The sequence below is a fragment of the Actinopolymorpha singaporensis genome, from assembly GCF_900104745.1.
Lineage (GTDB): Bacteria > Actinomycetota > Actinomycetes > Propionibacteriales > Actinopolymorphaceae > Actinopolymorpha > Actinopolymorpha singaporensis.
Genome location: NZ_LT629732.1, coordinates 5955839 through 5967896, shown reverse-complemented (window position 1 = coordinate 5967896; position 12058 = coordinate 5955839). Strand labels below are relative to the sequence as shown.

10 protein-coding genes are annotated in these 12058 nt (G+C 72.5%); all 10 read left to right on the top strand.

All coding sequences use genetic code 11. The features are described 5' to 3' along the window. Positions 1–211: 211 nt before the first annotated feature. The 10 genes from BLU27_RS26740 (at position 212) to BLU27_RS29655 (ending at position 12025) form a co-directional block, all read left to right on the top strand. Complete coding sequence (locus tag BLU27_RS26740; protein ID WP_092658355.1) at positions 212–2188, top strand: TIGR03960 family B12-binding radical SAM protein; 1977 nt, start codon at positions 212–214, stop codon at positions 2186–2188. A gap of 64 nt (positions 2189–2252) precedes the next feature. Next, positions 2253–3047 (top strand): TIGR03936 family radical SAM-associated protein, encoded by a 795-nt coding sequence (locus tag BLU27_RS26735; RefSeq protein WP_092656336.1) that lies wholly within the window; start codon positions 2253–2255, stop codon positions 3045–3047. Positions 3048–3248: 201 nt separating this feature from the next. Continuing rightward, positions 3249–6554 carry a ribonuclease E/G gene (locus BLU27_RS26730; protein ID WP_092656334.1) on the top strand — a complete coding sequence of 1102 codons (3306 nt, stop codon included), beginning with the start codon at positions 3249–3251 and terminating at the stop codon, positions 6552–6554. A gap of 199 nt (positions 6555–6753) precedes the next feature. Continuing rightward, on the top strand, positions 6754–7065 hold the full coding sequence (gene rplU, locus BLU27_RS26725) for a 50S ribosomal protein L21 (protein WP_092656332.1): 312 nt from the start codon (positions 6754–6756) through the stop codon (positions 7063–7065). Positions 7066–7118: 53 nt separating this feature from the next. Continuing rightward, the gene (gene rpmA / locus BLU27_RS26720) at positions 7119–7373 is read left to right on the top strand and encodes a 50S ribosomal protein L27 (RefSeq protein WP_092656331.1); all 255 of its coding nucleotides are present in this window, start codon (positions 7119–7121) and stop codon (positions 7371–7373) included. A 129-nt stretch (positions 7374–7502) separates the two neighbouring features. Then, positions 7503–8864 carry a GTPase ObgE gene (obgE, locus tag BLU27_RS26715; RefSeq protein ID WP_092656330.1) on the top strand — a complete coding sequence of 454 codons (1362 nt, stop codon included), beginning with the start codon at positions 7503–7505 and terminating at the stop codon, positions 8862–8864. A 7-nt stretch (positions 8865–8871) separates the two neighbouring features. After that, the gene (proB, locus tag BLU27_RS26710; RefSeq protein WP_241827661.1) at positions 8872–10023 is read left to right on the top strand and encodes a glutamate 5-kinase; all 1152 of its coding nucleotides are present in this window, start codon (positions 8872–8874) and stop codon (positions 10021–10023) included. A 26-nt stretch (positions 10024–10049) separates the two neighbouring features. After that, positions 10050–10406 carry a hypothetical protein gene (locus tag BLU27_RS26705; protein ID WP_241827660.1) on the top strand — a complete coding sequence of 119 codons (357 nt, stop codon included), beginning with the start codon at positions 10050–10052 and terminating at the stop codon, positions 10404–10406. A 103-nt stretch (positions 10407–10509) separates the two neighbouring features. Further along, a complete protein-coding gene (locus BLU27_RS26700) occupies positions 10510–11769 on the top strand; it encodes a glutamate-5-semialdehyde dehydrogenase (protein WP_092658351.1) in 1260 nt (419 codons plus the stop codon). Positions 11770–11884: 115 nt separating this feature from the next. After that, entirely contained in the window at positions 11885–12025 is a 141-nt protein-coding gene (locus BLU27_RS29655) for a hypothetical protein (RefSeq protein ID WP_172805044.1), read from the top strand. Positions 12026–12058 lie beyond the last annotated feature (33 nt).

Below are 12058 nucleotides of genomic sequence, written 5' to 3'. Positions count from 1 at the left end.
ACGCTGGCCGGACCGGACCTGCTCCGCCCTCCCTCCCGCGGGGGAAGGGCGTCGCCCACCCGAGCCGGCCCCGCGGCCGGCCGACCCGCCACGGGGCTCGACGCCCCGCGCGGACCCGCCCGGCAGACCTGCGGCCCGGGCCGGCCCCCGCCCGGCGGTTACCCTGGATGCTTTGGCCGACGAGACCCCGATCGAAGGTGTGCTGAGAACCATGGCCGTGGAGTCGCTGTTCCCCCGGCTGGAGCCCCTGCTACCGGCGGTACAGAAGCCGATCCAGTACGTCGGCGGTGAGCTCAACTCGACCGTCAAGGACTGGGACTCCGTCCAGGTCCGGTGGGCGCTGATGTATCCCGACGCCTACGAGGTGGGGCTGCCCAACCAGGGCGTGCAGATCCTCTACGAGGTGCTCAACGAGCGCGACTGGATCCTGGCCGAGCGCACGTACTCCGTGTGGCCGGACATGGAGAAGGTGATGCGCGACAACGCCATCCCGCAGTTCACCGTCGACGGGCACCGCCCGGTCGGCGCGTTCGACGTCCTCGGTGTGTCGTTCGCCACCGAACTCGGCTACACCAACCTGCTCACCGCGCTCGACCTGGCCGACATCCCGCTGGAGGCCCGCGAGCGCACCGACGAGCATCCGATCGTGCTGGCCGGCGGCCACTCCGCGTTCAACCCCGAGCCGATCGCCGACTTCCTCGACGCCGCCGTCCTCGGTGACGGCGAGGAGGTCGTCCTCGCGATCAGCGAGGTCGTCCGGGAATGGAAGGCCGAGGGCGGCCCGGGCGGGCGGGACGAACTGCTGTTCCGGCTGGCCGCCTCCGGTGGGGTCTACGTACCGAAGTTCTACGACGTCGACTACCTCCCCGACGGCCGGATCAAGCGGGTGGCCCCCAACCGCAGCGGGGTTCCGTCGCACGTCGTCAAGCACACGTTGATGGACCTCGACAAGTGGCCCTACCCGAAGCAGCCGCTGGTCCCGCTGGCGGAGACCGTGCACGAGCGCTTCTCGGTGGAGATCTTCCGCGGCTGCACCCGCGGTTGCCGGTTCTGCCAGGCGGGGATGATCACCCGGCCGGTACGCGAGCGCAACATCTCCACCATCGGCGAGATGGTGCAGAAGGGCGTGGAGGCGTCCGGTTTCGAGGAGGTCGGGCTGCTGTCGCTGTCCAGCGCCGACCACTCCGAGATCGGTGACGTGGCGAAGGGACTCGCCGACCGGTACGAGGGGAGCAACGTCTCCTTGTCACTGCCGTCGACGCGGGTCGACGCGTTCAACGTCACGCTGGCGAACGAGCTTTCCCGCAACGGCCGCAGGTCCGGGTTGACGTTCGCGCCCGAGGGCGGCAGCGAGCGGATGCGCAAGGTCATCAACAAGATGGTCAGCGAGGACGACCTCATCCGCACCGTCGCCACCGCGTACGCCAACGGCTGGCGGCAGGTGAAGCTGTACTTCATGTGCGGGTTGCCGACCGAGACCGACGAGGACGTACTCGCCATCGCCGACCTCGCCCAGCGGGTGATCGCCACCGGGCGCGAGGTGTCCGGTCGCAACGACATCCGGTGCACGGTGTCCATCGGCGGGTTCGTGCCCAAGCCGCACACGCCGTTCCAGTGGGCGGCCCAGGAGTCCTGGGAGAACGTCGACGCCCGGCTGTCCAAGCTGCGGGCCGCGATCCGGGGAGACCGGAAGTACGGCAAGGCGATCGGGCTGCGTTACCACGACGGCCAGCCCTCGGTGGTCGAGGGACTGCTGTCCCGCGGTGACCGCCGGGTGGGCCGGGTGATCCGGGCGGTGTGGGCCGACGGCGGCCGGTTCGACGGCTGGAGCGAGCACTTCTCCTACGACCGGTGGGTGAAGGCGTGCGAGGAGGCGCTGGCCGGCGAGCCCGTCGACCTCGACTGGTACACCACCCGCGAACGCGGCGAGACCGAGGTGCTCCCGTGGGACCACCTCGACGCCGGCCTGGACCGCGAGTGGCTGTGGGAGGACTGGCAGGACTCGCTGGACGAGGTGGAGGTCGAGGACTGCCGCTGGACGCCGTGCTTCGACTGCGGCGTCTGCCCGCAGATGGGTACGGAGATCCAGGTCGGTCCGACGGGGCAGAAGATGCTGCCCATCGTGGGTGTCTCGCAGGCCCGGCAGGCCGACCTGCTCGCCCCCGCCGGCAGCCGCGACTCAGGCTGACCGGCCGACCCGACGGCTGCCACAGGCCGCGGCGAACAGGTCGACAGATAGGGTCTGCGCCGAGATGAGCCGGACACCGAAGCCACCCGACCGCAACACCCCGCCGACCGTGCAGCGGTTGCGTTTCCGGTACGCCAAGCGGGGGCGGCTGCGCTTTACCAGCCACCGCGACTTCCAGCGGGCGCTGGAGCGCGCCGTCCGCCGGGCCGGCGTACCCATCGCGTACTCCGCCGGCTTCAGTCCGCACCCGAAGATCTCCTACGCGGGCGCGGCGCCGACCGGGGCCGCCAGTGAGGCGGAGTACGCCGAACTCGGTGTCGCGGTCCGTTGCGACCCGCAGGCGCTGCGTGTCGGCCTGGACTCCGCGCTGCCCGACGGGCTGGACGTGCTGGAAGTCGTGGAGGCGGGCCCGGGTGCGCTGGCGGACCGCCTGCAGGCCTCGTTCTGGGAGATCGCCTGCCCGGTGGACGCGGCCGGCGACCTGGACATGGCGGTCGAGGCGTTCCTCGCCCGCGACGTGGTGGAGGTGGAACGCCTCACCAAGAACGGACCTCGCGTATTCGACATTCGGGACGCCGTCCGGCGACTGGAACTGACCCGGCCGGAACCGGCCGCGGGCGCACCGTCCGGCGGAACGACCGACCTCTCGAGTCCTTGTGCGATACTGCAGGTGGTCGTGCGGCACGGAACGCCCGCCGTGCGACCCGACGACGTCCTCGCTGGGCTCCGCCTGGCGTCTGGGCTCGAGCTTCCGCCACCACATCGCATGACCCGGCGGAGCCAGGGCCCGTGGGACGAGGAGTCCGGCACCGTGGGCGACCCGCTGGCCCCCGACCGCGACGCTTCCGTCACCTCGTGAGTGACAGGAGCCGTTGACGCGGTTGGGACACCGACCCGGGAGCGGTGCCGTGGCGAAGGCGCCGTCGCGGTTCCGATGCGAAGCTACGGCTCGCGGTCGGGGCTGACAAGCGACTTACGTCGGAGCGGCCTGCCGGTTGCCCCGACGACCGACACGGGCCTCCGCGCGGCTCACCAGCCCGGGGGCTGACAGGAGACAGACTTGCTCGAAAACGAGCCCGGCGCCGAAACGGGCGCGACACCCGAATACTCCGATCGACCCGCTGCCGGCACCGGCGGCACGCCGCCGCAGGCGGACGGCCCGCCGCAGGAGCCGTCCCAGGAGGCGGAGCCGGCCACCACGCCGCGGCGCACCGCTCGTAAGCGTGTGAGCCGGGCGAAGAAGGCAGCCGCCGCGCCGGCCGAGGCCACGGCGGACGCCGAGTCCTCCTCAGGCCCGGCCGAAGGTGCGGCTGATGGTTCAGCCGACGGGGCGGCCGAGGAGCAGAAGCCGGCGCCGCGCAAGCGAGCCGCCGCCAAGCGCACCCGGGCCAAGAAGGCCGCGGCGCCGAAGAACGACCAGCCGGCCACGTCCGCTTCCGCCGAGATGGCGCCCGCCGAGGCTGCTGCCACGGAGGCGGCCGCCGCAGAGGCCGCGGCGGCGAACCCGCCCGCGGCGGCCGGCGGCGAGCAGTCGGGCAACGTCCCGTCCGAGCAGCAGGCCCGGACCGAGCAGGCCGCGCAGGCGTCGGCCGAGTCGACCGCCGGCTCCGCCGAGCCCGCCGAATCCACCGAGTCCACCCGACAGCCGCAGGGCCCCGGCCCCGAGGCTCCGGCGGCGGTAGCCTTCCAGCCGCCGACCGTGCTGTTCCAGCCGCCGACGATCGAGACCCCACCGACCGTTCCGGCCGGGAAGGCCCCGGAAGGGGAGCCGGCCGAGAGCGGTGAGCAGAAGCCGTCGCGGCGCCGGCGTACCCGCGGGGGAACGGCCGCCGTGGAGGCCGACCAGACCGCCGAGACCGACCAGGCGGCCGCCGACCAGCAGAGCCAGCCGGACCAGGCCGCCGAGGCGGACAGGGCGGGGGCCGACGGCTCGGGCAGGTCCACCCGCGGTAGGCGCGGCCGCAGGGCAGAACCCGTCGGTGACGAAGCCGACAGCGACGACTCCGACGACGGCGAGGAGTCCGAGGGCGGCCGGCGCCGCCGCCGCCGCCGCGGCGGGCGCCGCAGGAACAAGAACGGCACCGACGACGACTCTGCCTCCGACGCCACTTCCGGCGCCACCTTCGACGACGCCGAGACCGGCACCGACGGGTCGGCGGAGTCTCCCGCGGCGGAGTCGGAGGACTCCGAGGACGACTCCGACGAGGACGGTGGCGGTTCGCGTCGTCGCCGCCGGCGGCGTCGCCGTCGCGGTGAGTCCACCGACGCCTCGCCCGACGACCCCGAGCACACCGTCGTCAAGGTGCGCGAGCCCCGCAAGGGCGACGACGAGCCGAGCGCCCTGGAGGGCTCGACCCGGCTGGAGGCCAAGAAGCAGCGACGCCGCGAGGGCCGCGAGGCCGGCCGCCGCCGGCCGCCGATCCTCACCGAGTCGGAGTTCCTGGCCCGCCGCGAGGCCGTCAAGCGCACGATGGTGATCCGTCAGCAGCGCGACCGGACGCAGATCGCGGTGCTCGAGGACGACGTACTCGTCGAGCACTACGTCACCCGCGAGTCGCAGTCGTCGATGATCGGCAACGTCTACCTCGGGCGGGTGCAGAACGTCCTGCCCAGCATGGAGGCGGCGTTCATCGACATCGGCCGCGGCCGCAACGCGGTGCTCTACGCGGGCGAGGTCGACTGGAACGGCCTGGGCCACGAGAACCAGCCCCGCCGGATCGAGCTCGCGCTCAAGTCGGGGCAGAGCGTGCTGGTCCAGGTGACGAAGGATCCGATCGGCCACAAGGGAGCCCGGCTGACCAGCCAGGTGAGCCTGCCCGGCCGCTACCTCGTCTACGTACCCCACGGCTCGATGAACGGCATCAGCCGCAAGCTTCCCGACACCGAGCGCAGCCGGCTCAAGGCACTGCTGAAGGACATCGTTCCCGACGAGGCTGGCGTGGTGGTACGCACTGCCGCCGAGGGTGCGAGCGAGGAGGAACTCTCCCGCGACGTCGCCCGGCTGAAGGCGCAGTGGGAGTCGATCGAGAAGAAGGCCGCCAACGGCCAGGCGCCCAACCTGCTCTCCGCCGAGCCCGACCTGCTCATCAAGGTCGTCCGGGACCTGTTCACCGAGGACTTCGCCCGCCTGGTCGTCTCCGGCGACGAGGCCTGGGAGATGGTCGAGGGGTACGTCGAGCACGTGGCCCCGCACCTCGCCGACCGGCTGGAACGCTGGGGCAAGCCCGACGACGTGTTCACGTCGTTCCGGATCGAGGAGCAGATCGTGAAGGCCCTGGACCGGAAGGTGTGGCTGCCGTCCGGCGGTTCGCTGGTGATCGACCGCACCGAGGCGATGACGGTCATCGACGTCAACACCGGGAAGTTCACCGGTGCCGGCGGCAACCTCGAGGAGACCGTCACCCGGAACAACCTCGAGGCCGCCGAGGAGATCGTGCGCCAGCTCCGGCTGCGCGACATCGGCGGGATCATCGTCGTCGACTTCATCGACATGGTGCTCGAGTCCAACCGCGACCTGGTGCTCCGCAGGCTGGTGGAGTGCCTCGGCCGCGACCGCACCAAGCACCAGGTGGCCGAGGTCACCTCGCTGGGGCTGGTCCAGATGACGCGCAAGCGGATCGGCACCGGCCTGCTGGAGTCGTTCAGCGAGCCGTGTGAGGCGTGCTCGGGGCGCGGCGTGAAGGTACGCCTCGAACCCGTGGAGGCGCCGTCGTCGCCCAACGGCGAGGAGGAGCACAGCCGGCGGTCCCGTCGCCGGCGCCGTGGTGGTGGCGGCAACGGCGTCGCCGAGCCGGTGGACGCGGAGCCGGTGGACGCGGAGCCGGTGGACGCGACGCCAGTGGAGTCCGAGCAGGTCGCATCCGAGGCGGCCGACGGCGCGTCCGATTCCGCGTCGGTGTCCAAGGACGTGAACGCCGCCAAGACCGAAGGCGAGCAGCGGCAGGCCGAGCAGGCGGAAGCCCGGCCGGCAGGTGCCGAGCCGGTCGATGCCAAGCCCGCGGCCACGTGGGTGGACGTCGGGTCCACCCGTTCCGAGGCAACCGAGACCGCATCTTCCGAGGCCGCCGCCGGTACGTCCGAAGCGTCCGGTACGACGCGGCCGACCGGTACACCCGAAGAATCGGGTACGCCGGAGCATGCCGGAGCACCCATGCAGACCGGCGGGGACGACCAGGCTGTCCGGTCGTCCCAGGAAGCTCAGCCGGCTCAGGAAGCGGACCAGCCGGCACCCGAGGAGGCGGCCCGCAACGGCGCGGAGCCCGCCAGGTCCGAGGAGCCGTCCGGTGCCCCCGAGGAGGAGTCGCCGGAGGACTTCGGTGGTCGTCCCGCTCGCCGGCGCAGCCGCCGGCGGGTATCCGCCGAGTAGGACCCGCGAGCGCCGGTTCCGAGCAGGAACACCCGGTGCAGGCGTCCGGTGGCCGGCCCACCGGCGCCCGCGGGTGGCCCGGCTTTGATCCGGCCGGCGGACCTGCGGTAGTCTGATCCGTCGGCGCGGTGTCCGCGCCATCTTCGCGCGTCCGTTCCCGCGACGCGCTCCCGAACGTCCGAAGAGAGTGAGACCAGCGGTGTACGCGATCGTGCGCAGTGGCGGCCGTCAGCACAAGGTGGCCGTCGGCGACGTCCTCGAGGTCAACCGACTGGCCGAGCAGACGGGTTCGACGGTGCAGCTTCCGGCCGTCCTCGTCGTCGACGGTGAGAGCGTCACGTCCGACGCCGCGGCGCTCGGCAAGGTCTCGGTGACCGCTGAGGTCCTCGGTGCCGCCAAGGGCCCGAAGATTCATATCCTGAAGTACAAGAACAAGACCGGCTACCGCAGGCGCCAGGGCCACCGCCAGGCGCTGACCAAGGTCAAGGTCACCGACATCAACAAGGGCTAGTCCGAGCACCACTGCGGACCAACCCACCGAAGAAGACCAAGGGCTGACATCTCATGGCACACAAGAAGGGCGCCTCGTCCTCGCGGAACGGGCGCGACTCCACCTCCAAGCGACTCGGTGTCAAGCGCTACGGCGGTCAACTCGTCAACGCCGGTGAGATCATCGTCCGCCAGCGCGGCACCCACTTCCACCCGGGCTTCAACGTCGGGCGGGGCGGCGACGACACGCTGTTCGCGCTGTCGGCCGGCACCGTGGAGTTCGGCAGCCGCCGCGGCCGCCGGACGGTCAGCATCCTCCCGAGCGAGTAAGCCACACCCGGACACAGTGGGCGGGGCGGGCCATCTGGGCCCGCCCCGTACCTGTTTGACCAGCAGTCGCGCGCAGGTGGCGCGCGGCGGTCGGCTCCAGTAGGCGGTTCCAGCAGGAGGAGGTGCGCCGTGGCGGTCCCCACGTTCATCGACCGGGTGACGCTGCACGTGGCCGGCGGTGACGGCGGCCACGGCTGCACCTCGGTCCATCGGGAGAAGTTCAAGCCACTCGGTGGCCCGGACGGCGGCAACGGCGGCCGGGGCGGCAGCGTCGTCCTCGAGGTCGCCCCCAACCTCACCACGCTGGCCGACTACTACCACGCACCGCACCGCCGAGCGGCCAACGGCCGCCCCGGCCAGGGCAGCAACCGCGCCGGCGCCGACGGTGACGACCTCGTGCTGAAGGTGCCGGACGGCACGGTCGTCAAGACCACCGACGGCGAGGTGCTGATCGACCTGGTGGGCACCGGCACCTCCTACGTCGTCGCCGCCGGCGGCAACGGCGGCCTGGGCAACGCCGCACTGGCCTCGGCCCGCCGCCGCGCTCCGGGGTTCGCGCTGCTCGGGGAGCCCGGTGACCGCCGCAGCATCGTCCTGGAGCTGAAGCTCGTCGCCGACGTGGGGCTGGTCGGGTTCCCCAGCGCCGGCAAGTCCAGCCTGATCGCCGCCATGTCCCGAGCTCGGCCGAAGATCGCCGACTATCCGTTCACGACGTTGGTGCCCAACCTGGGCGTGGTGACCGCGGGCGACACGACGTTCACCGTGGCCGACGTACCCGGCCTGATCGAGGGCGCGAGCGAGGGGCGGGGCCTTGGCCACGAGTTCCTCCGCCACGTCGAACGCTGCAGCGCGCTGTGTCACGTGATCGACTGCGCGACGTTGGAGCCGGGCCGCGACCCGCTGTCCGACCTGGACGTCATCGAGAGGGAGCTCGCCGCGCACGGCGGGCTGGAGGACCGCCCGCGCATCGTCGCCCTCAACAAGGTCGACGTGCCCGACGGCCATGACCTGGCCGAGCTGGTGAAGCCCGAGCTCGCCGCCCGTGGCCTGCATGTCTTCGAGGTGTCCGCGGCCACTCACGCCGGCCTGGTCGAGCTGTCGTACGCCATGGCACGCCTGGTCCAGGGCCGGCGTGCGGCGGCCCCACCGGCCGAGCCCACCCGGATCGTGATCCGTCCGAGGGCCGTCGACGAGTCCGACTTCACCGTGACCCGCGAGGGTGACGTGTGGCGGGTGCGCGGCCGCCGTCCCGAGCGGTGGGTCCGCCAGACCGACTTCAGCAACGACGAAGCCGTCGGCTACCTCGCCGACCGGCTGAACCGTCTCGGCGTCGAGGACAAGCTCCGCAAGCTGGGCGCCCAGCGCGGCGACGCGGTGGCGATCGGCGAGGAGGACAACGCCGTGGTGTTCGACTTCGACCCCAGCGTGGAGTCCGGCGCGGAGCTGCTGCAGGGCCCGCGGGGCAGCGATCCTCGTCTGGACGGCCGGTGACGAGCCGGTGACCAAAGGGCTGCGCACCGACGTGACGGCTGCCGAGCGGGTGGTCGTCAAGGTCGGGTCGTCCTCACTCACCACCTCGCGCGGCGGCATCGCCCAGGACCGCATCGACGCGCTCGTCGACTCACTTGCGACCCGTCGCGCCGCCGGCACCGAGATCGTCCTGGTCTCCTCCGGCGCGATCGCGACCGGCTTCGCGCCGCTCGGGTTGCGCGCCCGCCCGCGTGACCTGGCCACCCAGCAGGCGGCGGCGAGCGTCGGCCAGGGGCTCCTCGTGGCCCGTTACACCGAGGCGTTCGGCCGGCACGGCTTCCGGGTGGCGCAGGTGCTGCTCACCCTCGACGACGTGACCCGGCGGTCCCACTACCGCAACGCCTACCGCACGATGGCGCGGCTGCTGGAGCTCGGCGTGGTGCCGATCGTGAACGAGAACGACTCGGTGGCCACCGAGGAGATCCGGTTCGGCGACAACGACCGGCTGGCGGCCCTGGTCGCCCACCTGGTGCACGCGGACCTGCTCGTCCTGCTGTCCGACGTCGACGGCCTCTACGACGGAGACCCGCGCAGGCCCGGCACCGCCCGGGTGGAGGAGGTACGCGGCGACGCCGACCTCGAGCACGTGTCACTCGGGCGTTCCGGCCGGTCCGGCGTCGGCACCGGCGGCATGGCGACCAAGGTCGAGGCCGCCCGGATCGCGACCGCCGCCGGCGTTCCGGTGGTACTCGCCGACGCCGGCGACGCGGGCCGCGCACTGGCCGGCGAGCGGGTCGGCACCTACTTCCACCGGACCGGCCGTCGGCGGCCGACCCGGTTGCTGTGGCTAGCCCACGCCACCACGCCGCGCGGCAGGCTCCGGCTCGACAACGGCGCCGTGCGCGCGGTCTGCGAGCGCCGCGCATCCCTCCTCCCGGCCGGGATCGTGGCGGTGGACGGAGCGTTCGAGGTGGGGGATCCTGTCGATCTGGTCGACACCGAGGGCCGTACTGTCGCCCGCGGGCTGGTCAACTTCGACGCCCGCGAGCTTCCCGGCCTGCTCGGCCGGTCCACGCGGGACCTTGCTCGCGAGCTCGGTCCCGCCTACGAACGCGAGGTCGTTCACCGCGACGACCTCGTGCTCGTACCCGAACGTGACCGTACGATCGCGCACACCTGAATCACGCACTGGAGAAAGGCGGCGGTGTGAGCTCCGACGAGACGCGGATGTGGCACATCACCGTGACGGTGGCGGGCGAACCCCACGATCCGGACGAAGTACGCGCCGGGCTCGAACGCCTGGTCGAGGAGCGGCCGTTCCTGTTGACCGTGCGCTTCCAGGCGGACCGGGCGGAGGTGCGCTACTGGGAGCAGGCCACGGAGATCCTGGACGCCGCCTCGCTGGCGCTGCGGCTGTGGACCGAGCACCGCGAGAGCGCGGGGCTGCCCCAGTGGGAGGTCATCGGCCTGGAGGTGCTCGACCGGGACACCTTCACCATGCGGGTGGACGAGGGAACCGCCCCACCGCTGTTCGCGGGGATCGCCAGCGTCCGCCCCTACTAGTTTCGCGACGCTCACTCCTCGGCGCCCGATCCGCAGGACACGCCCTAGGATCGGGACCGTGACTGCTTCCGTGAACGCCGACGCCGTGAACGCAGGCGCCGACATCGACCGTGAGCGCGCGGCCGTTCTCGACGCCGCGGCCCGCGCCCGCGAGGCCGCCGTCGACCTGGCCGGCCGCTCCCGCGCCGACAAGGACGCCGCCCTGGCCGCGATGGGCGCCGCACTGCGCGCCCAGGCGGCGAGCATCGTCACCGCCAACGCGGCCGACGTGGAGCGGGCACGTGCGGCGGGAACACCCGACGCGATCATCGACCGGCTGCGGCTGGACGAGGGCCGGATCGCGGCGATGGCCGACGGCCTGGCCGAGGTCGCCGCGCTGACCGACCCGGTGGGCGAGGTGGTCCGCGGGTTCACGTTGCCGAACGGCCTGGAGCTTCGTCAGGTGCGGGTGCCGTTCGGCGTGGTCGGCATCATCTACGAGGCCCGCCCGAACGTCACCGCCGACGCGGCCGGCCTGTGCCTGAAGAGCGGGAACGCCGCCCTGCTGCGGGGTTCGTCCTCGGCGCGGGAGTCCAACGCCGCGATCGTGGACGTGCTGCGCAAGGCCCTGGTCGACGCCGGGCTGCCCGCCGACGCGGTCCAGCTCGTACCCGGCGACAGCCGCGAGTCGGTCGGGCACCTGATGCGGGCACGCGGTCTGGTCGACGTCCTCATCCCGCGCGGCGGCGCGAGCCTGATCCGCAGCGTCGTCGAGGGGTCCACGGTCCCGGTGATCGAGACCGGCGTCGGCAACTGCCACGTCTACGTCGACGCCGACGCCGACCTGGACATGGCCGTCTCCATCCTGCTGAACGCGAAGACCCAGCGCCCGAGCGTCTGCAACGCCGCCGAGTCGCTGCTCGTGCACGCCGACGCCGCCGAGGCGTTCCTGCCGCGTGCGCTGGCGGCGCTGCGCGACGCGGGGGTGACGGTGCACGGAGACGCCCGGGTCGCGGCGTACGACGAGAACGTCGTCCCGGCCACCGACGCCGACTGGGACGCGGAGTACCTCTCCCTGGACCTCGCCGCAGCCGTCGTCGACTCCCTCGAGGACGCCTGCCGGCACATTCGCCGGCACGGCTCGGGCCACACCGACGCGATCGTCACGCGTTCGCAGCCGGCGGCCCGCCGGTTCGTGCAGGCGGTCGACTCCGCCGCGGTGGTGGTGAACGCCTCGACCCGGTTCACCGACGGCGGGGAGTTCGGGTTCGGCGCGGAGATCGGCATCTCCACCCAGAAGCTGCACGCCCGCGGGCCGATGGGCCTGCCCGAGCTCACCTCGACCAAGTACGTCGTGGTCGGAGAGGGGCAGATCCGCGGCTGACGCGACGATCGCGCGGCCCCAGGGGGCCCGCGTGTCGTCGCCGGTGGCCCAGGGCCGTAGCCGACGGCCCGGCCCGGCGCGGTGAGCGGAGGGGTGCGGGGTAGGCTTTGCGCCCATGGCGTCCGTCGTACTTCTCGCACAGGAAGGTCCGGAACTGCCCGTCCCCGGGCCGGTGTTCGGGCTCATCGCCTTCCTGATCCTGTTCATCCTCCTGGCGATCACGCTCGCCTTCGGTAAGGGCCGGCCGCACGCCTGAGCCCGACGCAGATGCGTACGCACAGCCCGGCGG